We start from the raw sequence: 22584 nt of genomic DNA on the forward strand, positions 1-22584 counted from the left end.
TCATCCAGGTTCAATTTGCGGTAGGGGCGTCTCATCACATCCTCCTGATCTGCATCAGAAATTTATCCAGTGATGCAATCCAAAATGGAATGTGCCAACGCACGTCCAAATTTCGTATAATCAATATTATGTAAATTATGGATAAGCATGCGCCACGACAGCTTCGCCCGGTAGATGGCTGATACCAAATCACTTTACACCTTCAGCCCGCAGGTTTCGAACGCCTCGCGCGCGGCGGCTTTCTCCGCATCGGTCAGTTGCAAGAGCGGCGCGCGTACAGGGCCGCCGACTTGGCCCAAGAGCTCTTGCCAGTACTTGCCATGCGCCTGAGGCTTGCCGCCCGGTTTGGTGCGTTTGAACGCCTCGCGCACCGGGTCAAGGCTGTCGCGAACGCGCCGTGCCTCATCAATGCGCCCGGCAAAAGCCAGCTGCGTATAATCATGCATGCGCCGGTCGACGGCAGATTGCAGCTGGTATGGCGGCGACGAGCAAAGGTAGAGCTTCCAATCCAGTTCGATGATATTGTCCAGCCACTCCACTTCGGACGCAGTCGAGACATGGATCTTGTCCCCGACCATATGGCTGAGGCGCACATACATTTCGCGCGGGACCGAGTATTTGATCGCCACGATATTGGGCAACTCGGCGATCCGCGCGCAAAGCTCAGGCGACATCAGGTAGCCACTGTCGGGATGGCTCCACATTGCAATTCCGATATTAACTTCGTCGCATATCGCCTTGTAATATTTGTAAACTGTCTCGTCATGATCGGTGACGAAGTGCAGCATCGGGGCATGGACCACGATGTAATCGGCGCCGCAAGCCTCGGCATGACGCGCCAGCGCGAGCACGGTGTCGAAATTCTGGTCCGAGGCCGACATGATGGTGCCAGCACGCCCGCCACATTCGTCGACCGCGATCTCGAAGTTGCGCTTGCGTTCTTCAAGCGACATGGAAAAGAATTCCCCTTGCTTGCCGCAGATGAAAAGTCCTTGGATTTCAAGATCATCCACCCAATGCCTGATGTTGCGGCGCAGACCTGCCTCATCCAGCGCGCCATCCGGGGCGAATGGATTAAGGGCGGCGGCCCAGATGCCGCGCATATGCGCGCGTGCATACTCCTTGGCGTCCAGCTTGGAATATTTCATGACCTGTCTCCCTTGGCCGCCTGCATCGCGTGCCAGAGCGTCTGCGATGTCAGCGGCATTTGCAAATCCTGCACCCCGAGGGGCGACAAGGCGTCAATGGCGGCGTTGAGAATGGCCGCCGGCGCGCCGATCGTGCCCGCCTCGCCCACGCCCTTTGCGCCCAGCGGGTTCATCCCGCTGGGCGTTGCCAATTCGGCCAGCGTGAGAGGCGGCATGTCACCTGCGCGCGGCACGGCGTAATCCATCAGCGAGGCAGTCAGGAGCTGACCCGAGGCGTCGTAACGCACCGCCTCCATCAGGGCCGCGCCGACGCCTTGGGCAAAGCCGCCGACAATCTGATCGCTGGCGCTCTGCGCATCCACGACACGGCCCGCATCGTCGACACAGAATGCGGCCTCAATCTGCGGTGCGCCCGTTTCCGCATCAATCGAAAGCTGCACCAGATAGGCGCCATAGCCCCATGCCTGCCCGCGCGTCTCAAACCGTGTCTCGTGCACCAAGGGCAAGGCATCGCCCGCGTCGCGCGCCGCCCGCAGCGCGCGACAGCACTCAAGCACGGCGCTGCCGCCGATGGCCGTGCTGCGCGAGGCAAGCGCGCCGATGCCTTCGGGGCATGTGCCGCTGTCGCCATAGCGCACGTCGATATCGCCGGGCGGGACGCCGAGGGCCTCGGCCGCGATCGCCGAATAGCTGCGCGCGCGCGCCTGACCTTGGGCCGAGCTGCCACTGGCGATCTCGACGCGGCCATCCTCGTGCCAAGTCACGCGCGCGCTCTCCCAGCCCTCTCCCGAAGGTTCGAGAAAGAATGCGACACCGAGGCCCACCAGATCGCCGCCGGCGCGGCGGCGCTGCACTTCGGCCGCCAGTGCGTCATAGCCAGAGAGCTGGCGCAGGCGGCGCAGCGCACCAGCGTAATCGCCGCTGTCCAATGTCTGCCCCGTGGCCGTTCCCCGTGGAAACTGGTCCGCATCCGGCAGGTTGCGCAGGCGGATGTCGAAGGGATCAAGGCCGAGCTTGCGCGCGGCCTTGTCTACCAGCCGCTCCATCAGGGCCGCCGCTTCGGGTCGCCCTGCCCCGCGATAGATGCCCGTCGCAGCGCGCCGCGCGCAAGTGGCGGTCGAAGTTATGTCGACCGCCGGCACGTCGTAGCCGCAGGGCAGAATCCGCGCGGCGTTCCAGCCGGGGATGAGCGCGCTATTGGGCAGCCAATGGCCCAGCGGCGCATCAATTTCGGCGCTGAGCGCCCTGAAGCGGCCATCTGCGTCGATGCCCAGCGTTCCACGCATGGCGATACCGCGCCCATGAGTGGCCGACAGAAAATCCTCGCTCCGTGTTGCGCGCCAGCGTACGGGCACGCGCAAGCTATGGGCGGCCCAGACGCAATACACCTCTTCGGGATAAAGCGACGCCTTCATCCCAAAGGCGCCGCCCACGTCAGGGGCGATCACCCGCAAGAGGCCAGCATCAATGCCCAGCATCTCGGCCAGATGGCTGCGCGTGCGGTGCGGGGTCTGGGTGGAATGCCAGATGGTCAGCCCGCCATCTGCCTCGGGGCGCACGGCAATGCCGCGCGGCTCAAGGCTCAGCGGCGCGCAGCGCGCATGGATCACCTCGGCTTCGATACGGTGCGCCGCGCGCGCCATGGCGCCAGCCGCGTCCCCGGCAGACCAGTGTTGTTCGGCAATGGGGCCTTGCGCCGGGTCGCCAGTGGCATCGGGATCTGCCTCGATCTCCAGCAAGATCGCCTCGGCGGCATCCATGCCCTCGGCGCGCGTCCGGGCCAGAATGGCGGCGACGGGCTGTCCCACGGCATCGACGCGGTCCTTGGCCAGCACTGCAAAGCTGGGCACACGGGCCAGCGGCATCACCGCGTTGACCGGCAGCGCGGCCACGCCTGCGACATCAGCGCCCGTATGAACCGCGCGCACCCCCGGCATCCCAGCCGCCTCCGAGGCCTCAAGCGCCGTGATCGCGCCCGATGCCTCATCGCTGCGCAGAAAAACCACGTGGAACGCGCCGGGCAAGGCAATGTCGTCGCAATAGCGCCCTGCCCCGCGCAAGAGCGCATCCGGGGTCTGGTCGCGAAGGGCCTGATCGCCAAGATCGCCGTTCATGAAAGGGTTGCCACGCTCGGGAAGGTCATGGCTCACCTTGCCCCGCCGCCACGGAGCCCGCAAATACCGAGGCCGCGCGTCGCTATCACGAAAACCGATAGCCAATGGGTTTGGCAATGCGTAATCTCGCGCAAAAAGGACGGGAGCGCGCAGCATGACATCCATTGGCATCATCGGTTACGGGGCCATCGCGCGCTATGTCGCGCGCATGCTGGCAGACGGCGGCCTGCCCGCCTGTGCAGTGCTGGCGCGCGCGGGAAGCGAGGCACCCGCCCATGCGGCGCTTGGCCTCGACGTGGTGACGCGCGCGCAGGATCTGGCCGCGCGCGCAGAGCTGATCGTGGATTGCGCCGGGCATGCAGGGCTGGCCGCCCATGGGCCGGAAATCCTGGGATCGGGGCGGCGCCTTGTCACCCTGTCGCTCGGGGCGCTGGCGGATGCGGGCCTCATGGCCGAGCTTGAGCGCGCGGCGGCGCGCGGCGGCGGCACGCTGCACCTGGCCTCCGGCGCCATCGGGGCGCTGGATGCGCTGGCGGCGGGCCGTGTCGGCGGGCTTGAACGCGTGCGCTATACTGGCACCAAGCCGCCCAAGGGCTGGGCCGGATCGCCCGCCGAAGAGGTGCTCGACCTCGCGGCGCTCGGCCAGGCGACGGCGCATTTCACCGGCACGGCCCGCGCCGCCGCCCTCGCATACCCCAAGAACGCGAATGTCGCCGCCGCCGTGGCGCTGGCAGGCATGGGGTTCGATGCCACGGAGGTGCAGCTGATCGCCGATCCAGCGGCCACGCAGAACACCCACCGGATCGAGGCGATAGGCGCATTTGGTAGCCTTGATTTCAGGGTTCAAGGCAACGCCTTGCCGGACAACCCCAAATCATCGGCCCTCGCGGCGATGAGCGCGGTGCATGCCCTGCGCCGTGAGGCCGGCTGGATGCGGATCTGATCCATGCAGGGCCATTCCCAGATCACCAGCCGCGTCATAAACCGGCTGAAGCTGCGCCAGTTGCGCCTCCTGATTGCCGTGGGCCGCCACGGCAGCATTCTGCATGCCTCGCGCGAGATGAACCTGTCGCAGCCCGCCGCGACCAAGATGATCAAAGATCTCGAAGTCGATTTCGACGTGCAGCTTTTCGAGCGGACCAATCGAGGGGTCGTTCCGACGGCGGCGGGCGCGGCGCTGATCCGGGGCGGGCAGCTGATCTTTTCGCAGATCGGCACCACCGCGCAAGAGCTCGAGGATATCGCGGGCGGCAATGCGGGGCGCATCGTGATCGGTACGCTTCTTGCGGCCTCGGCGCGGCTCTTGCCCGAGGCGATCGCGCGCGTGCAGGACGCGCGGCCCGGCCTCGTCATCAAGGTCGTCGAGGGCACCAACGAGGTGCTGATGCCGCGCCTGCGCGCGGGCGAGCTGGATCTCGTTGTCGGGCGCCTGCCGGTGCAGCGTCACCGCTCGGACCTGACGCAGGTTCGGCTGATGCAGGGGCGCATCGCGCTGGTGGTGCGGGCTGGCCATCCGCTGTTGGCGGCGCGGGAGCTGGGATTTGACGATCTGCGCGGCCATGGCTGGATCCTGCCGCCCGGTGACACGACGCTGCGTCGACAGATCGACCAGTTCTTTGTCGATGAGGGGCAATATGTGCCGCCGCGCATGGTGGAATCGGTCAGCTTTGTGACCAATCGCGCGTTGCTGGCGGGCAGCGACATGATCTGCGCCATGCCCGCCGAATTGGTCGAGGGCGATCCCGGCGGCGCGCTGGCGGAGTTGCCCCTGCCCCTGCCCTTTGGCGATGGCCCAGTCGGCGCGTCCTTTCGCACCGGCACCTCCCTGCCGCCTGCTGCCGCCGCCATGCTGGATGCGCTGCGCGCGGTCGCTCAGCCGATCAGCGCCAAGGATAGGCTGGGGAAATAGCAGACCGCCAGCAACACCAGCACCACCGCGACGAGGAAGGGCCAGAGCGCGGCAAAGATCGCCGTCGGTTTCACATCGCTCATCGAGGCCGCGATATAGAGGCCGACGCCGACAGGCGGGGTCAACAGGCCAAGCGCCAGATTGATGCTGATGACGACGCCGAACTGAAAGGGGCTGATGCCGTAATCCCCCGTGGCGATGGGCAGCAGGATAGGAGTGACAAGAATCAGCGCCGCGATCCCGTCGATCAACATGCCCACCAGCAAGAGCGCGCCCATCACGATCAGAAGGAAGACAAAAGGGTCCGCAGTCAGCGACGTGATCAGCGCCGCCAGCCTTTGGGGAATCGCCTCATAGATCACCACCCAGCCAAAGACATTCGCGGCAGCGACCATGAAGACCACCAACGACGCATTCTGCGCGGTGCGCAAAAAGAGTGACTTGAGGTGCTGGGGGCGCAGCTCGCCATAGACCAGCCAGCCCAGCAGAAATGCAATCAGGGAGGCCACAGCCGCGCTCTCGGTCGGCGTGGCGATGCCCAGGACGATGCCGCCGATGATCGCCACCGGGATCAGCGCGGCCGGCAGCGCGGCAAGGATGGCCGCCAGCGCATCGCGCGCGCTCATCCATTCGCCCTTGGGAAACTGGGCGGCAAGGCCGATCAGCGTGACGACGACAAAGAAACTGCCCGCCATCATCAGCCCCGGAATGATGCCCGCAAGGAACATGTCGCCAATGGGGATCTGCGCCAGAACGCCATAGATCACGAACAGCATCGAGGGCGGGATCACCGGCGCCAAAAGGCCGCCCGCCGCCGTCGTGGCCGCCGCAAAGCCGCGATCATAGCCCTCTCGCTCCATCGCGGGCACCATTGCGCGGCTCATCACCGCGATCTGGCTGACGGCCGATCCGATGATCGCGGCCATGAACATGTTGGCCAGAAGGTTGATCCAGACGAGGCCGCCGCGGAACCCGCCGACCAGAACGCGCGCGGCATTCACGAGGCGCCGGGTCATGCCGCCCTCGTTCATTAGCTCGCCCGTCAGCATGAAGAGCGGGATGGCAAGCAGGCCGTAATTTTCGGTGCCTGCAAACATCTGCTGGGCGAAACTGTCGAACAGAACAGTGTTTCCCGACTGCCAGATATAGCTCATCGCGGTCATGGCCAGCACGATGGAAATCGGCACAGCGCCAAACAGCAGGATAAGGAAAAGCGCGGCCGTCATGTCGGTGCCACCCGGCGCGCAGGGCCTGACAGGTTCGAGACCGCGTGCAGCGTCAGGCCGGCCGCAAAGATCGGCATGATGAGCCACAGCCAGAACTTGCGAACCCCAAGGGTCAGCGTCGGCTCGGCATATATGAAATTAAAGGTCTCGACCTGAAACGCCATTGTATCGAAGCCCGCGCGCGCAAGCTCCAGCGGCATGAACCACCGCCATGAAAACCAGAGCATCAAGAGGCCGAAGATCAAAACCGTGACATCGACGGCCCTGCGGGCGATCTGCGTCGCGGAGGCGGGTAGCATGTCGGTAAAGAGCGTCACACTGACGGACTGGCCGAAATGCACAGCGGCCGAGGCCGCCAGAAAGGTCATCCACGTCATCGCATAGATCGCCGCCTCATCGACCCAGAAGATCGACGCGTTCATCGCGCGGGTGATGACGTTGAGCAGCACAAGAACAGTGATCGCCACCGCCAGAATCGCGGCGATACCCATCTCGGCGCGCGCCCATGCATGTGAAATCCTGTGCAGCACCCTGCCCCTCATCCTGACCTTCAGACGTGAATGTGGCCGCCCGTCATCGGGGCGGCCATCAACCTAGCTTTTCAGCCGCTCATTCCGCAGAGGCAGCAGCCGCAGCGCGCATCTCGCCCAGTACCGAGGACTGCTCGGACCAGATGGCATCCCACTCGTCGGGCACGTCGCCAAAGAACTCGGCCCCCACGTCGAGAAAGGCCGTGTCGGTGCCGCGCACCTGATCGAGCCACTCCTGATCCTTGACGACATAGGTCGCGATGCATTCATCAAGACGCTTTTTCATCAGCTCGGTGATGGTGGCGCGGTCCTCTTCCGAAAGATCATTCCACACGCGGGCGGACACGAGGCCGACCATGGGGAACATCATGTGGTTCGACACGATTACGGTGTCGGCCTGCTCGAAATACTTCAGCTTCCAGATCAGCTCGGCGTCCATGTCGATGGCGTTGACCTGCCCATTGGCCAGCGCGTCATAGACCGCAGGCAGCGGCATGGGCGTGGGCGCGGCGCCCAGCAGGTTGTAGAAATCCAGGATCGGCTTGAAGGGCGTGATGCGCAGCTTCTTGCCCGCAAGATCGTCGGCGGATGTCACCTCGCCCCTTGAGACGATTTGGCGCAGGCCAGCCATGCCATAACCGATGCCGACGACACCCGCCTTGGCGGGCAGATCATCGAGCATGCTCAGCGCCAGATCCGATTGCAGGATGCGGCCTGCATGGGCGATGTCCTGAGCCATATAGGGCGCGTAGAATGCACCGAAGTCCGGCACGCGATTGCTGACCTCGGCCACCGTCAGAAAGGCCATGTCGAGCGCGCCGGTCTGAAGCTGCTGCATCATCTCGGCCTCGGACCCCAGTTGCTGCGCCGGAAAGACCGTGATGCTATGCGCCCCGTCCGTGGCTTCGGCCAGATCGGCGCCGAAATCCTCGGCCGCCTGCGTCCAGATGTGCTGCGGCGGTGTGATAAGGCCAAGGCGCATGTCCTTGGCAGCAGCGGCGCCTGCGATCAGCATCGTGGCGGCTGCCACCGAGGCCGCGAGGGCGGCGGGCAATTTCAGTGTGATCGTCATTGTGGGGTCTCTCCTCCCGTGTGGCTTTGGGCCGTGTGGCTTGGGGCCGGTTGGTGTCTATGCGCCTCTCTTTGCGGGGCGCTTGGTCTTATGCAGGATCCAGCTGGACCCAGCCTGCGGGCGCGGTCTTGCCGGGGTGGACGCTGCCACATTCGGGGCAAGTGCGCGCCTCTTGTGAGGCATAGAAACTTTCATAGACAGGCGGCAGATCGTCCACAATGGATTTCAGCTGCATCTCGGCGCGATGCACCAGCGCGCCGCAGTCAAAGCAGTACCACTCGATCGCATCCAGCTCGCCGGTCTGGCGCTTGGGCTCGATCACCAGGCCGATGCTGCCCTCCTGCGGGCGCTGCGGCGAGTGGCGCACATGTGGCGGCAAGAGAAACACATCGCCCTCGCGGATCGGCACATCATAGAAATCATCGCCATCCTTCAGCTTGAGCAGCATGTCGCCCTTGAGCTGGTAGAAGAATTCCTCGACCGGATCATCATGATAGTCCGTGCGGCTGTTGGGCCCGCCAACGACCGTGACCATCAGATCGGCATCCTCGAACACCTTCTTGTTGCCGACGGGCGGCTTCAACAGATGTTTGTGCTCGTCTATCCATTTGTGAAAGTTGAACGCTGCCAGTCTGGACATGACCTCTCCTCCGATGGGCGGTGGGCACCAGTTTCCGCCCCCGGTGCGCCCTTGCGCAATTGGTGAGGCCGAAATTCGCTATCGCGATTTGTGATAGCCACCGCTTTGGCGCATAGCTTTGACCAAAGCGGCGCAGACTGCAAGCGCGCGCTACTCGCCGGTGAAGAGATCGCCGTAGCGCTCGCGCAGGATGTTCTTTTGCACCTTGCCCATCGTATTGCGCGGCAACTCGTCCAGCACGATCAACTTGCGGGGATGCTTGAACCGCGCCAGCGCCTCGCCAGCAGCAGCCATGATCGCATCAGCGTCGGGCGTCTGACCGGCCTCGGGCACCAGAACGCCCACCACGGTCTCGCCGAAATCGGGGTGCGGCACGCCGATCACAGCGCTTTCCAGCACGCCGGCCTGCTCGTCCAGCACCAGCTCAATCTCCTTGGGGTAGATGTTGTAGCCGCCCGAAATGATCAGATCCTTGCCCCGCCCGACGATCTGCACATAGCCGCGTTCGTCGATCAGCCCCAGATCGCCGGTGATGAAGAAGCCATCCTCGCGCAGCTCTTCGGCGGTCTTTTCGGGCATCTGCCAATAGCCCTGAAAGACGTTCTCGCCGCGCACTTCCAACTGGCCGACCTCGCCTTGGGGCAATTCCTGACCGTTCGCCGGATCGCAAACCTTCAGCTCGACCCCCGGCAGCGGAAAGCCCACCGTGCCCGCCCGGCGGTCGCCCTCATAGGGGTTGGAGGTGTTCATGTTCGTTTCGGTCATGCCATAGCGCTCGAGAATCGCATGCCCCGTGCGCGCGCTGAAACGGTCATGCGTCTCGGCCAGCAGCGGCGCAGAGCCCGAGGTGAAAAGGCGCATATGCTGCGTTGCGGGGCCATCGAAACGGGCATCGTCCAGCAGGCGGGTGTAGAAGGTGGGCACGCCCATCATGGTCGTCGCCTGCGGCAGATGGTGCAGCACCGCGTCGACATCGAACTTGGGCAGGAAGATCATCGCGCCCCCCGCCGCCAGCGTCACATTGGTCGCAACGAAAAGGCCATGGGTGTGAAAGATCGGAAGGCAGTGCAGCAGCACGTCATCGCTGGTAAAGCGCCACTCGTCCTTGAGCACCTGCGCATTGCTCAGCAGGTTGCGCTGGCTCAACATTGCGCCCTTGGACCGGCCCGTAGTGCCCGAGGTGTAGAGAAGCGCGGCCAGATCATCCGCGCCGCGCTCTGCCGTGGGGAACGTCTCGGAATGGTCCGCCGCGCCCTCCATCAGGCTTCCACTGCCATCGGCGTTGAGCGTGGCCACCTGCGCGCCAAGGCCCGCCGCAATGGGGCCCAACGCCTCTCGCCCGGCGCCATCGCAAATGACGAGGGACGCGCCGGAGTTCTCCAGAAAATACGTCACCTCGGTCGGCGTGTAGGCCGTGTTCAGCGGCAAGAACACCACGCCCGTCTGCGCGCAAGCAGCATAGAGAGCCAGCGCCTCGGGCGATTTGGCGACCTGCGCGGCCAGACGGTCGCCCGGCTTCAGCCCCAAGGCCGACAGGTGGCCCGCGATGCGCGCCGCCATGGCCAGAAAGCCCGCATAGCTGATCTGCCCGCCATCCGGCAGATGCAAGAAAGGCGCATCGCTGCCTGCATGGCGTCCGAACAGCGTGTCATATAGCGGGTTTGCCATGGCTCAGGCTCCTTTGGTCAACTTGGTCTCGGCGGCGGAGGCCAGCGATTTTACCGCGCTTGTGGCGGCAACCGCGCCGGTCCCGGCAAATGCCTCGTGCCGCTCGGCCGTGCGGCGCAGATCGTAAAGGTAATTGACCATCACGCCGCCCGATTGTGCGCGGCCCTTCTGCGACAGATCGGCCTCCCCGTGCAAGGCATGAACGACCGCCCCGTTGCCAAGATGAAAGCGCGCGACCGGATCGCGCGGCAGACCAGCCCGCCCCTTGGCGTTCAGCAGGTAATAGGCGGCAACGCCCGGCAAATCGGCCTTGGCCGGGCTGTGCCCTTCGGCCTCCAGCCACGACATCAGTCCCGGAATGGGCGACAACGTGACAAAGCGCGCAAGGTTTGGCAGCTCGGACGCAAGATCTGTCGCCACCTGCTTGATCAAGGAATTGCCAAAGGAAATGCCCGCCAGACCCGCCTGACAGTTGGAGATTGAATAAAATACGGCCGTATCGGCCGCGCCCGATTTCAACGTCTTGCGTTCTTCGGCCAAAAGGGGCTGCACCGCGCCCGGAATGCCGTGCGTCAGGGCGACTTCGACGAAGATCAGCGGCTCGTCCTGCATGGAAGGGTGAAAGAACGCAAAGCAGCGCCGATCCTCGGGCTGCACGCGCCGGCGCAGGTCATCCCAGCTGTCGATGGCATGCACCGCCTCATAGGCGATGATTTTTTCCAGCGTCTGCGCTGGGGTGTTCCAGGTGATACGTCTAAGATTCAGAAAACCCCGGTTGAACCACGAGGCAAAGAGATGGCGAAAATCAAGGTCGAGTGCCTCCAGCTCAGGCGTGCCCTTGCCCAGCCGTAGAAGATCTGCGCGCATCTCCACCAGCGCGCCGGTGGCGCCTGCCACTTGATTGAGGCGGCGGATCAACTCCTGCCGGGGCGGCTCGATCCCGGCGAGAAAGGCGCGATACGTGGCCTTGGACGGCTCGGCCTCATATGCCTCAAGCGCGCTGCGCGCCGCCGCGGGATCAATGTTCATGGCGCCCGCGAGGTGGTGGAAAAACGCCAGTTTCGCTGCGTCGTCCATGCCGCGAAACCGCGACAGGATGCTTTCGGCCAGGATCGCGCCCGACGTCTCACCATGGGCACTGATCAGCGCGTCCGCCAACTCCTCGATGGGGCGCTTGCTCCAATCGCCGCGCCGCGCACCGCCTGCCCCGCGCTCGAAGACCGAGGCCAAAAGATCGCTGAGTACAGTCATACGGCATTCCCCATGACATAGTCGGGCAGCCAGGTGGCCAGACCCGGAAAGAAGCAAAGCAGCACGATTGCCAGCACCATGCAGGCCACGAAGGGCAGCGAGCCCATCAGGATCGTCTTGAGCGAGATGTCCGGCGCGATTCCATTGATCACATAGAGATTGAGGCCAACGGGCGGGCTGATCAGGCCGATTTCCATGTTGATCGTCAGGATCACGGCGAACCAGATCGGATCAAACCCCGCAATGGTGATGATCGGCAAAAGGATCGGCGCGGCCATCAGGATCACCGCAACGGGCGGCAGGAAAAAGCCCGCGATCAGCAGGAAGACGTTGATTGCGCCCATCAGCACCCAGCGATTGACATCCAGCGTGCCGATCCATTCCGCGATGCTCTGCGTGATAAAGAGGCTGCTCAGCATGTAGCTGAAGACGCCCGCCGCCGCGATGATGAAGAGGATCATCACCGACTCGCGGGTGGAATCGCGCAGGATCGTCCAAAGGCCCGCAGGGCTCCACAGGCGGTAGATCACCACCGCGATGACGATGCAAAGAAGCGCGCCGACGGCCGCCGTCTCGGACGGCGTCGCGATCCCGCCATACATGGCATAAAGAACGCCAAGGATGATGAAAATGAAAGGCAGGACGCGTGGCAGGATCTCGAACTTCTGGCGCCACGTGTAGCTGCCGGCTGTCAGAACCTCGATGTTGCCCGATTTCCACGTCGAATAGATCGACCACGCCATGAAGAGCGCCACCAGCAGCAACCCCGGAATGACCCCGGCCAGGAAAAGTCGCCCGATCGAGGTTTCGGTCGCGATGCCATAGACAATCATGGTGACCGATGGCGGGATCAGGATGCCAAGGGTGCCGCCCGCCGCGATGCTGCCCGCCGCGACGCCGTCGGGATAGCCGCGCTTGCGCATCTCGGGAATGCCCATCTTGCCGATCGCCGCGCAGGTCGCGGGGCTGGAGCCGGACATGGCCGAAAAGAGCGCGCAGGCCCCCAGGTTGGAGATCACCAGCCCGCCGGGAATACGCGTCAACCACCGCTCCAGCGCCTCGTAAAGGTCGGCGCCCGCGCGGGTCGAGGCGATTGAGGCGCCCATGATGATGAACATCGGAATGCTCAGCAGGGCAAAGCTGTCGAGCTTGCCAAAGAAGATTTCGGGCATCAACTCGAGCGAGCGCATTCCGTCGAACACCACCAGAAATCCGCCCGAGACGATCAGCAGACCCAGCGCCACCGAGACGCCGGAAAAGAGCACCGCGATGGTGCAAACCGCGACAAGCGCGCCAAGTAGAAGCGGATCCATCAGGTGTCCTCCAGACCGAAAGGGGCATCAATGCGCAGGACGAGGGCAACCAGATCCGCGATGATTTGCAGCAAAAGCAAGCCAAAGCCCACTGGGATGGACATGTAAGGAATCCAGAGCCTTACGCCCCAGATCGTGTCCGAGCGCCAGCCACGCTCCCACGCGAAATGCCAGTAGTCATACCCGTAGTAGAGCATCACCGCGACGATGGCCGCGCTGAGCGACAGGGTGAAACAGGCCATGACGAACCGCGCACGCGGCGGCAGGGCGATGGGAATCAGATCGACATTCACATGCCCGCGCAGGCGCTGGACATAAGGCAGCCCGATCAGCGTCGCGGCGATCATCAGATAGACGACCATCTCGGTCTGCCAAATGGTCGATTGGTTCAACACCGCCCGCACAAAGATCATCTGACAGGTAATGCCGACCGCGACGACGATCATCGCCGCCGAGGTCCAGCCCGCCAGTGTCGACATCGCTGCAACAATCTTTAGAAACGAATTGTCGCCTGTTCTGGCAACCCGGTGCGTCAGCTGTCCGGCCATTTCGCGCTCCTGTTGTTATTGGTTCCAGACACTCCGGGATAAGAGCCCTGGTTCGCCCGCGCCGCGCTGCGGCCGCCAGACGTTTGCCGACCCGTTCGAGCGGGCCGGCAAGTGTTGCGATGAGTGGCACCGCACGCATGACAAAGGGTATTTGTCGCCTTCAGGCGCGCGGCAGGGGCTGCAAATGCGCCGCCCCTACCCTCGTGCGGATCACTCGACGGCCAGCGCCATGTCGAGAAGCTCCTGCCCATCCGGCACGTTTTCGACAAAGTCCTTGTAGGAGGTCTCCGCCGCAATTGCGCGCCAGGCGTCAAAATCGGCCTGGCTCATCTCGGCGATCTCGACTCCGGCATCCTTGAACACCTGAACCGAATCCGCGTCTTCCTTCTTGGCCTCATCAAGGTAGTAGGCCTCGGCCTTGGCTGCCGCATCTGTGAGGGCTTGCTGTTGCTCTTCGGACAGACCCTCGAATGTGGATTTGTTCATCAAAAGCGGCTGATACATGAACCAAAGCGCCACGTCGCCGGCAGGCGTATAGCACGACACCTGTTCGTAGATGCGATAGCTGACAAAGGACGAGGACGATGTGTTGGCCGCATCCAGAACGCCGGTCTGCATCGCGTTGTAGATATCCGCACTAGACATCGACGCGATGGAGGCGCCAGCGCCTGCCAGCATCTGCTCGAACGCCTTGCCTGCCGCGCGGGTTTGCAAGCCGTCGACATCTTCGGGCTTGGTGATGCATTTGTCCGTGCCGGCAAAGCCGCCCGCAAGATAGCCATGGACCAGCACCATGACGTCATCCTCGGCCATCTTGGCCTCGATCGCCTCCATGAAGGGGCTTTCGTTCAGGCGCGCGGCGTGGTCGTGGTTTTTGACCAGTCCGGGCATCAGCGTCAGGTTGAAGGCAGGCTGCTGCCCCCCTGCGTAGCTGAGCGGAAAGACGGTCATGTCCAGCTGGCCACGGCTCAGCGGCTTGTATTGCTCGCGCGGTTTGAACAATGACTTTGAGCCAAAGATCTTGATGTCGAGATCGACATCGGCAGCGGCGACCTCATCGGCGACGATCTTGGCCACCTTGTGACGGATGTCGTTATTGGACCACTGGTGCGACAGGCGCAATTCGGTCGCGGCGGCGGCCGATCCCAGCGCCATCAGGGCAGTGGCCGCAGCAGCGGTCTTGAGCATCGATTTCATGGTGTGTCCTCCCAGACTGTTTTTTCGTGATCCGGCCTCCCCGCCGGATTGCGTGACTTGAAGCCTAGGCGCGCCGCGTTTTCGAAGTCAATCTTTTTGTATACAATAAATTTATCTTTGCATGCGCGCGGGCTGGCGCTATCGTGTCTCCATGGAAAAACGCCGCGCCGATATCATTGCAGACACCGTCGAAGAGTTGATCTTTGACGGCACCTTCTCAGAGGGCGCGCGGCTGGATGAAAATGCGCTCGCCGAACGATTCGGAGTCTCGCGCACGCCCATCCGCGAGGCGCTGCAAAAGCTCGCCCAATCTGGGCTGGCCGAGCAGATCCCGCGTCGGGGCGTCTTTGTGCGCCAGCCCGGCCCGGTCGAGTTGATCGAGATGTTCGAGGTCATGGCCGAGCTTGAGGCCGCCGCCGCCCGGCTGGCCGCACTGCGCATCACCGATGCGGCGCTGGCAGACCTGCGCGCCGCCAACGCGCTGTGCCGAAAAGCCGTCGAGCAAGCGGACCCCGCAGCTTATTACATTGAAAACGAACGGTTTCACCGGATCATCTACGTTCAGTCCGGCAACAGCTTTTTGCTGAAGGAGGCCGAGAAACTGCAACGCCGCCTGCGCCCGTTCAGGCGCCAGCAGCTGCGCCTGCGCGGTCGCCTCGCGCAGTCCATGGCCGAGCATGAGGCCATCGTCGAGGCGCTGACGCGCGGGGATGCGCCCGGCGCCGCGGATGCCTTGCGCGCCCATGTCGCCGTTCAGGGCGAGAAGTTTCACTACCTCATGTCCAGCCTGCGACCGGCCGCCGAATAGAGCGCGGCGCCGTGCCATCTCGACAGGGCTGGCTCCTGCGGTCTAAACAGAGTCCAAAGGAGCACATCCAATGACCTCGATCCTGATCCTGAACGGGCCAAACCTGAACCTGCTCGGCACGCGCCAACCCGAGGTCTACGGCCAGACGACCCTCGCCGATATCGAGGCGATGTGCCGCGCGCACGCCGCCGCGCGAGGGGCTGAAATGCAATTCGCCCAGAGCAATTGCGAGGGAACGCTGGTGGACCATATCCATGCCGCCAAGGGTGTGCATGGCGGCATCATCCTGAATGCCGGGGCCTATACGCATACCTCGATCGCGCTCATGGATGCGATATCGTCGGTGGAGTTGCCGGTGGTCGAGTTGCACCTGTCCAACGTCCACGCCCGCGAGGATTTTCGCCACGTCAGCTACATCGCCAAGGTCGCGCTTGGCGTCATCTGCGGGTTTGGCCCGTCGGGATATCCGATGGCAATGGACGGCTTGCTAGCGCATCTGGCACAGAAAACGTAAGGGCGATCCCTGCTGCGCTGGCAGAATTCGGGCGCGCCTTGCGCCCTCGCATGCGCCAGTGACTCGCCCCCGTCATGCGGATGTCACAAGGCCGCGCTAGGATTGCCGAAAATAGCGTGGAGACCGCCGGCGATGCCTTCTGTCGAAAAGATGACCGCAAAGACGATAAGCTATGCACATTCGGCACAGACCAAGCCCGGACAGGCACTGATCAGACTGATGGAGACCACCTCGGGCCGCCGGGGATTGATCAAGCGTGCGGCAGGCTACGAAGTGGACGTCGCCGCCGGGCGCAGCTTCTTCGAGGTTATGGCAGACCGCTATGGGCTAAGCCTGAATGTCGTCTCGGGCAGCCTCGACCTGATCCCGCGCCAAGGCCCCGTCATCTTTATCGCCAATCACCCCTACGGCATTCTGGATGGGCTGATGCTGGGCTGGATCATGGCACGCACGCGGGGCGATTTCCGTATCATGGCCCATTCCATCTTCAGTCTTGCTCCGGATCTGGGCCAATACCTGTTGCCGATCCGTTTCGATGGCGACAGGCAGGCGCTGGAGCAGAACCTGGCGACGCGCCGCATGGCGCTGGACCTTTTGGCTGAAGGGGGCGCCGTGGGGGTGTTTCCCGGTGGCACGGTCAGCACCGCCGCCAAGCCGTTTTCGCGGCCCATGGACCCGGCATGGCGCTGTTTTACCGCGCGCATGATCGCTAAGTCACAGGCGCAGATCGTGCCGATCTATTTTGATGGCCATACATCGCGCATGTTTCAGCTTGCCAGCCACCTGCATTACACCCTGCGGATGGGCCTGTTGATCAAGGAGTTCAAGAAACGCATCGACACTCCCGTCAAGGTCGCCATCGGTGCCCCGATCGGCCGCGAGGTTCTGGCACCCATGGCGGGCGACGCCAAGGCGATGATGAATTTTCTGCGTGAGGCGACATACAAGCTGTCACCCGGCCCCATCGTGGCCACGGAGATGGGCTTTGAATTCGAAGCAAATCACCGCGCCTGACCGATACAAGTAAGCTGTCTGGTGTTGCGAGACAGCCGAGCTTGCCACTCAAGGAAAGGCGCGCGCCTTTCGGCCCAACCCCAGCGCCATTCAGGCCCATGCAGCCAACCAGCCGCCCCGCATAGGGCAGCAGTCACATTACCGGATCACATGCACTGAACACTTTGCATGGCGCACGATATGCCCCGCCGTGCTGCCCAGGAAGTAGTCCCCAAAACCGGGCCTGTGGGATTGGACAACGATCAGATCAACCCCATTCTTGTCGGCATAATCCGTGATCGAGCGGCCCGAATGGCCGGTGATGATCTTCCCTTCGGCATTTGGCAGGTTGCTGGTCAGGTTGTTCATATGCTCTTGCAACTCGTCGCGAAGATCCTCAGAGGCCCCTTCGGGAACATACGAGATGACATAGGTGGGCAACTGCTCGATCACGTGCAAAAAGGTGATCTTGGCATTCGGCCCAGCCAAGGACGCGATTTGCAGCGCCTTGGTGTGATTGTGATCGCCCTCGAAGACGACCGGGATAAGGATGTTGTCATACATGTAAATACCTCCCTGACATTTCCAGAATGATAGCAATCATGTCGGCTCATGGAATTGATGCAGATCATTTACAGCGCATGCGCTCTGCGGCCCGATCCGGCCGCGGACGGTGAAGCTTATTCAAGCACGATATCGGCATCCGGCGCTTTTCGTCAACGGCAGTGCGCGACCTCGCGTCAGGGTCTAGAGGGTAGTCGCAAAAGAAAAGGAGCGCGCCTTTTGGGCGCGCTCCTCCAAATCTCGACCCAAGCTGAAAGCGCTCAGCTTTGGCCCATCTTGGCGACTTCAGCGGCGAAGTCTTCCTTTTCGACCGCAATGCCCTCACCCACTTCGAGGCGGACATAGCCTGTGATCTCGGCGCCGGCCTCTTTGGCGGCGGCCTCGACCGTCAGATCCGGGTTCATCACGAATGCCTGGCCCATGAGGGTGGACTCGGCCATGAATTTCTTCATGCGGCCCTCGATCATCTTTTCGATGACCTGCTCGGGCTTGCCGCTCTCGCGGGCGATGTCCATCTGGACCTGCTTTTCCTTCTCGACGACCGCCGGATCCAGCGATGCTTCGTCGAATGCGACGGGGTTGGTCGCGGCGATGTGCATGGCGATCTGGCGACCGAACGCCTCGTCACCGTTGAGCGCGACCAGAACGCCGATCTTGCCCATGCCTTCGGCTGCGGCGTTGTGGACGTAGGAGACCACGCTTGCGCCCTCGATGGACGCCATCCGGCGCAGGGTCATGTTCTCACCGATGGTCGCGATCTTGTCGGTGACCGTGTCCTCGACGGTCTTGCCGCCCAGATCGGCCGCCTTCAGCGTCTCGACGTCATCCACCTTGACGGCGGCATCCGCGATGGACGAGACCATCTTCTGGAAATCGCTGTTCTTGGCGACGAAATCGGTTTCAGAGTTGATCTCGACGGCGACGCCGCGGCCACCCTCGACCTTGACGGCAACCAGACCCTCGGCCGCGGTGCGGCCAGATTTCTTGGCGGCCTTGGCAAGGCCCTTGGTGCGCAGCCAATCGACGGCGGCGTCCATGTCGCCATCCGCTTCGGTCAGCGCTTTTTTCGCGTCCATCATGCCTGCGCCTGTCGTGTCGCGCAGCTCTTTCACCATTGCAGCAGTGATTGCCATTGGGCTCTCCTGAATTTGTCAAAACGGCCCGGCGGGACTGCCGCCGGACGCTGATATGTTGGGATCAGCCGAAGATCAGCTGTTCTGACCGGCCTTGGCAGCCATGTCCGACACTTCTTCGCTCGACTTGATGTCCAGCGGCGCATCCTTGGTCTGCTTGTCGTCGTGCACGGCCTCGTGCGAGATGTCGCCGGTTTCCACACCAGTCGACGCGGCCTCCTCGGCGGGGGCCTCTTCCATTTCGCCGATGTCGATGCCTGCGGCGCCCATCTGGGCGGTCATGCCATCCAGTGCGGCGCGGCTGATCAGATCGCAGTAGAGCGCGATGGCGCGAGCCGCGTCGTCATTGCCGGGGATGATGTAGTCGATGCCATCGGGCGAGCAGTTGGTGTCGACGATGGCGACGACCGGGATGCCCAGCTTGTTGGCTTCGGCCACGGCCAGCTGCTCTTTCTTGACGTCGATGACGAAGAGAAGGTCAGGCACACCGCCCATTTCACGGATGCCGCCCAGCGACGCCTGCAATTTGGTCTGGTCACGCTCCATGCCAAGACGCTCTTTCTTGGTCAGACCTTCGGCGCCAGCCTCGAGCGACTCGTCGATCTCCTTCAGGCGGTGGATCGACTTCGAGACTGTCTGCCAGTTGGTCAGCGTGCCGCCCAGCCAGCGATGATTCATGTAATACTGCGCGCATTTCTCGGCGGCTTCGGCGACGGGCGCTGCGGCCTGACGCTTGGTGCCCACAAAGAGGACGCGGCCGTTCTTGGCCACTGTTTCGCGCACGACGTTCAGCGCAGCGTCCAGCATCGGGACGGTCTGCGTCAGGTCCATGATGTGAATGCCGTTGCGCGCGCCATAGATGAACTCGCCCATGCGGGGGTTCCAACGCTGCGTCTGGTGACCAAAGTGAACGCCAGCTTCCAAGAGCTGACGCATGGAGAACTCGGGAAGAGCCATGCCGTATTCCTTTTCCGGTTTTCGCCTCGGCACGGGGTGAGAGGGGTTTTCCCTCAACCGGTGGACTGCCGGGGATGTCTCCCCCGGGTCAGCCCGCCCGTGCCTGCGGATTTCTAGTAGGCGCTGCATAAACGGACCGGGGCCTTGACGCAAGTGCTCTTGATGCAGATCCTCCGCATCGTGATTTTCGCTCTTTCACGGCGCATTCCTGTCAAAAGATTTCATCCGCCCTCAGTGATGCCCGCATTTTGAGCTGGCACATCCGGCGTCCCGCCAGATCCATCGCCTCCATCCGCTCGCCCATTGCCGCGCCGCGTATTTCACCCTAAACAAATTCAAACCCGATACCGAGGTCCGACCATCTCATGACTGCCCCATTTGACGAAAACACTGGCCCCAACCGCCGCGTTGGCCTTTTGGGACGGCTGCGCGCGTGGTTCCTGACCGGGCTCGTGGTCATCCTGCCGGTTGCACTGACCATCTGGCTGATCTGGACCATGATCGGTTGGGTCGATGGCTTGGTGCTGCCGCTGATCCCCTATGATCTGACGCCCTCGCACTACCTTGGCATCAATTTGCGCGGTGTCGGTGTTGTGGTCTTCCTCATCTTCACCATCCTTGTCGGCTCGGTCGCCAAGGGGCTGATCGGGCGCACGCTGATCCGCTTTGGTGAAAATCTGGTCGGGCGCATGCCTGTCGTCCGGTCGATCTATTCGGGGGTCAAGCAGATCTCCGAGACGATCTTTGCCCAGACCGAGCGCAGCTTCGAGACGGCCTGCCTGATCCAATATCCGCGCAAGGGGATCTGGGCCATCGGATTTATCTCCACCACAGCCAAGGGCGAGATTTCGACCAAACCCGAAACAGGCAGCGCGCTTTTGAGTGTGTTCCTGCCCACCACGCCCAACCCGACCTCGGGATTCCTGCTTTTCTTGCCGAGGGAGGACGTGATCGAGCTGGACATGACCGTGGAAGACGCGGCCAAGCTGGTGATTTCGGCGGGCCTCGTCTATCCCAACCAGGTCAACCCCGAGGACCTGCCGGTCAAATAAGCCGCATCACGCGAACATCGCCCGCAGATCCGTGCTACCGCGGTTGCCCAGATCGTCCCAATGCGCCGCCAGAAAGCTGTCGGCAGCGACGCGCCCGGCCGATTTGAGGCGGCTCAGCAGATAGGGGTTTGGCGCCAGCTTTGTCGCCACGGACAGTTCGGCCATCAGAGCATCATCTGCGATCATATGCACCAGAAGCCGCTTCATCGAGCTGTCATCGACGCGCCCGGCATCCAGCAGGCGCTGCACGAAGTCGATGGCACGCAATTCGCGCAAAAGCGATGAGTTGAAGCTGATTTCGTTGATGCGGTTCTGGATCTCCTGCGGGCTCCGCGGCAGATCAGGCCGGTCCAGAGGATTGATGTTCACGATCACGATATCGGCGGGCAGTTCCGGCAAATAGAGCGGGAAAAGCGCCGGGTTTCCGGTGTAGCCCCCATCCCAATAGAATTCGCTATCGATTTCGACCGCCTGAAAGATCGTCGGCAGGCACGCCGACGCCAAGAGCGCGTCGGCCCCGATCGCCTCGCCCTCGAACACTCGGATCTTGCCGCTGCGCACATTCGTCGCGCAGACGCTCAGGAAGGGCGGCTGCGCGGCGCACACCTTGTCATAGGAGAATTTATCGACCACCCGGCGCAATGGATTGCTGTAGAATGGACCATAGGCATAGGGCGACATGACGCGCGCCAAGGCATCGGACATGGCGACTGGCAGAGAATACTCGGGTGCCGTGCTCATCACCCCTGTGCCAAACAACCCTTGCGGCATCCACCCGGTCATCCAAGGCGGCATCCGCTCGTCATCAATGGCGCCCATCTGCCCCCAGAGCCAGTCGAGCGCCGCGCGCGCGCCCTCGCGCCCGCCCTCGACCCAGCCCGATTTAAAGGCCGCCCCGTTCAAGGCGCCCGCCGACGTGCCGGAAATGGCGCAGATGTCCAGCTCGTCTTCGTCCAGAAGGCGATCGATCACGCCCCAGGTGAAGGCGCCATGTGCGCCCCCACCCTGAAGCGCCAGGTTTATCCGCTTCTTTTCCATCACTGCCCTTCCGGTTTTGCTTGGTGAAAAGACCCATGGCGCGGCTAGCCGCACCTCGGCCCCTGCCGCGCCCCAGCTTATCAGAGCGCGGTCCAGCCCCCATCGACACTGATCGTGGTGCCTGTCACCTGCGCCGCCGCATCCGAGCAAAGGTAAAGCGCGGTGCCCCCGAGTTGCTCGACCGTCGCGAATTCCTTCGAGGGCTGACGCTCCAGCAGGACGTTCTTGATCACGTCCTCGCGGCTCATGTCATACTCTTTCATCGTATCGGGGATCTGGCTTTCGACCAGCGGGGTCAGGACGTAGCCGGGGCAGATGGCATTGGCCGTGATCGGCTCCTGCGCGGTCTCGAGGGCGGTGACCTTGGTCAGACCGACGATGCCGTGCTTGGCCGCGACATAGGCCGATTTGAAGGGGCTGGCGGTCAGCCCGTGCGCCGAGGCGATGTTCACGACACGGCCCCAGCCGGCCTTGCGCATCATCGGCAGCGCGGCTGCGGTTGTGTGAAAGGCCGAGCTGAGGTTGATGGCGATGATCGCATCCCATTTCTCACTTGGGAAATCCGGCATCGGCGCGACGTGTTGGACACCGGCGTTGTTGATCAGGATATCGCAGGCGCCCGCCTTCTCGATCAGCGCGCGGCATTCCGCGCCCTTGGACATGTCGGCCTTGATATAGCGCACCTTTGTGCCGAATTCCTCGGCCATGTCCTTGGCCAGCTGATGATCCTCGTCTGTATCGCTGAACGAGTTCAGGACGACATGCGCCTTGGCGCGGGCCATCTCGCGCGCGATCCCAAGGCCGATGCCGGAATTGCTGCCCGTGATGACGACCGTCTTTCCGCTGATGCTCATGATTTTTCTCCCGCTCTGTGTTGCATTGCAGAAGGTAATGCTGCATCTGCAAAAT

At 63.0% G+C, this 22584-nt stretch carries 22 protein-coding genes; 6 read left to right on the forward strand and 16 right to left on the reverse strand.

Annotated features, from left to right (window positions below; all coding sequences use genetic code 11):
• Positions 1–194: 194 nt before the first annotated feature.
• Complete coding sequence (locus V8352_RS10765; protein WP_336424295.1) at positions 195–1148, reverse strand: dihydrodipicolinate synthase family protein; 954 nt, start codon at positions 1146–1148, stop codon at positions 195–197.
• Positions 1145–3298, reverse strand: a complete 2154-nt coding sequence (locus V8352_RS10770) for a xanthine dehydrogenase family protein molybdopterin-binding subunit (protein ID WP_336424296.1) — start codon at positions 3296–3298, stop codon at positions 1145–1147. The genes V8352_RS10765 and V8352_RS10770 overlap by 4 nt, the downstream gene beginning before the upstream one ends.
• Before the next feature lie 118 nt (positions 3299–3416).
• Here V8352_RS10770 and V8352_RS10775 point away from each other — a divergent pair, with 118 nt between their 5' ends.
• Complete coding sequence (locus tag V8352_RS10775; protein ID WP_336424297.1) at positions 3417–4205, forward strand: aspartate dehydrogenase; 789 nt, start codon at positions 3417–3419, stop codon at positions 4203–4205.
• A 3-nt stretch (positions 4206–4208) separates the two neighbouring features.
• Positions 4209–5171, forward strand: coding sequence for a LysR family transcriptional regulator (locus V8352_RS10780; RefSeq protein ID WP_336424298.1), 963 nt, complete (start codon positions 4209–4211; stop codon positions 5169–5171).
• On the opposite strand, the gene V8352_RS10785 is transcribed toward V8352_RS10780, so the two are convergent.
• The 9 genes from V8352_RS10785 to dctP all read right to left on the reverse strand — a co-directional run bounded on the left by V8352_RS10785 (position 5135) and on the right by dctP (position 14616).
• Complete coding sequence (locus V8352_RS10785; RefSeq protein WP_336424299.1) at positions 5135–6397, reverse strand: TRAP transporter large permease; 1263 nt, start codon at positions 6395–6397, stop codon at positions 5135–5137. The two genes, V8352_RS10780 and V8352_RS10785, sit on opposite strands and share 37 nt — an antisense overlap.
• Positions 6394–6888 (reverse strand): TRAP transporter small permease, encoded by a 495-nt coding sequence (locus V8352_RS10790; RefSeq protein WP_336424300.1) that lies wholly within the window; start codon positions 6886–6888, stop codon positions 6394–6396. The genes V8352_RS10785 and V8352_RS10790 overlap by 4 nt, the downstream gene beginning before the upstream one ends.
• Before the next feature lie 118 nt (positions 6889–7006).
• A complete protein-coding gene (locus V8352_RS10795; RefSeq protein WP_336424301.1) occupies positions 7007–7999 on the reverse strand; it encodes a TRAP transporter substrate-binding protein in 993 nt (330 codons plus the stop codon).
• 88 nt (positions 8000–8087) lie between these two features.
• The gene (locus tag V8352_RS10800; RefSeq protein WP_336424302.1) at positions 8088–8639 is read right to left on the reverse strand and encodes a 3-hydroxyanthranilate 3,4-dioxygenase; all 552 of its coding nucleotides are present in this window, start codon (positions 8637–8639) and stop codon (positions 8088–8090) included.
• A gap of 150 nt (positions 8640–8789) precedes the next feature.
• On the reverse strand, positions 8790–10307 hold the full coding sequence (locus tag V8352_RS10805; protein WP_336424303.1) for a malonate--CoA ligase: 1518 nt from the start codon (positions 10305–10307) through the stop codon (positions 8790–8792).
• A gap of 3 nt (positions 10308–10310) precedes the next feature.
• Positions 10311–11558 carry a malonyl-CoA decarboxylase gene (locus V8352_RS10810; RefSeq protein ID WP_336424304.1) on the reverse strand — a complete coding sequence of 416 codons (1248 nt, stop codon included), beginning with the start codon at positions 11556–11558 and terminating at the stop codon, positions 10311–10313.
• The gene (locus tag V8352_RS10815) at positions 11555–12871 is read right to left on the reverse strand and encodes a TRAP transporter large permease (protein ID WP_336424305.1); all 1317 of its coding nucleotides are present in this window, start codon (positions 12869–12871) and stop codon (positions 11555–11557) included. The genes V8352_RS10810 and V8352_RS10815 overlap by 4 nt, the downstream gene beginning before the upstream one ends.
• Entirely contained in the window at positions 12871–13419 is a 549-nt protein-coding gene (locus V8352_RS10820; RefSeq protein ID WP_336424306.1) for a TRAP transporter small permease, read from the reverse strand. Before V8352_RS10820 ends, V8352_RS10815 begins: the two co-directional genes overlap by 1 nt.
• A gap of 210 nt (positions 13420–13629) precedes the next feature.
• The gene (gene dctP, locus V8352_RS10825; RefSeq protein ID WP_336424307.1) at positions 13630–14616 is read right to left on the reverse strand and encodes a TRAP transporter substrate-binding protein DctP; all 987 of its coding nucleotides are present in this window, start codon (positions 14614–14616) and stop codon (positions 13630–13632) included.
• A 151-nt stretch (positions 14617–14767) separates the two neighbouring features.
• Here dctP and V8352_RS10830 point away from each other — a divergent pair, with 151 nt between their 5' ends.
• The 3 genes from V8352_RS10830 to V8352_RS10840 all read left to right on the forward strand — a co-directional run bounded on the left by V8352_RS10830 (position 14768) and on the right by V8352_RS10840 (position 16952).
• Positions 14768–15424, forward strand: coding sequence for a GntR family transcriptional regulator (locus V8352_RS10830; RefSeq protein ID WP_336424308.1), 657 nt, complete (start codon positions 14768–14770; stop codon positions 15422–15424).
• 70 nt (positions 15425–15494) lie between these two features.
• A complete protein-coding gene (gene aroQ / locus V8352_RS10835; protein ID WP_336424309.1) occupies positions 15495–15938 on the forward strand; it encodes a type II 3-dehydroquinate dehydratase in 444 nt (147 codons plus the stop codon).
• A 132-nt stretch (positions 15939–16070) separates the two neighbouring features.
• A complete protein-coding gene (locus tag V8352_RS10840; RefSeq protein WP_336424310.1) occupies positions 16071–16952 on the forward strand; it encodes a lysophospholipid acyltransferase family protein in 882 nt (293 codons plus the stop codon).
• A gap of 138 nt (positions 16953–17090) precedes the next feature.
• Here the strand turns inward: V8352_RS10840 and V8352_RS10845 are convergent, their stop codons facing one another.
• The 3 genes from V8352_RS10845 to rpsB all read right to left on the reverse strand — a co-directional run bounded on the left by V8352_RS10845 (position 17091) and on the right by rpsB (position 19585).
• Complete coding sequence (locus tag V8352_RS10845) at positions 17091–17495, reverse strand: universal stress protein (RefSeq protein WP_336424311.1); 405 nt, start codon at positions 17493–17495, stop codon at positions 17091–17093.
• Between the two features lie 260 nt (positions 17496–17755).
• The gene (gene tsf / locus V8352_RS10850; protein ID WP_336424312.1) at positions 17756–18628 is read right to left on the reverse strand and encodes a translation elongation factor Ts; all 873 of its coding nucleotides are present in this window, start codon (positions 18626–18628) and stop codon (positions 17756–17758) included.
• Between the two features lie 75 nt (positions 18629–18703).
• Entirely contained in the window at positions 18704–19585 is an 882-nt protein-coding gene (gene rpsB, locus V8352_RS10855) for a 30S ribosomal protein S2 (protein WP_336424313.1), read from the reverse strand.
• A 365-nt stretch (positions 19586–19950) separates the two neighbouring features.
• Here rpsB and V8352_RS10860 point away from each other — a divergent pair, with 365 nt between their 5' ends.
• Entirely contained in the window at positions 19951–20637 is a 687-nt protein-coding gene (locus tag V8352_RS10860) for a DUF502 domain-containing protein (protein ID WP_336424314.1), read from the forward strand.
• Positions 20638–20643: 6 nt separating this feature from the next.
• Here V8352_RS10860 and V8352_RS10865 read toward each other — a convergent pair whose 3' ends face one another.
• Positions 20644–21675, reverse strand: a complete 1032-nt coding sequence (locus tag V8352_RS10865) for a patatin-like phospholipase family protein (protein ID WP_336424315.1) — start codon at positions 21673–21675, stop codon at positions 20644–20646.
• Between the two features lie 80 nt (positions 21676–21755).
• Complete coding sequence (locus tag V8352_RS10870) at positions 21756–22529, reverse strand: 3-hydroxybutyrate dehydrogenase (RefSeq protein WP_336424316.1); 774 nt, start codon at positions 22527–22529, stop codon at positions 21756–21758.
• Positions 22530–22584: the final 55 nt, after the last annotated feature.

It is taken from the genome of Roseovarius sp. D0-M9 (assembly GCF_037083805.1).
In the GTDB taxonomy this organism is placed as follows: domain Bacteria; phylum Pseudomonadota; class Alphaproteobacteria; order Rhodobacterales; family Rhodobacteraceae; genus Roseovarius.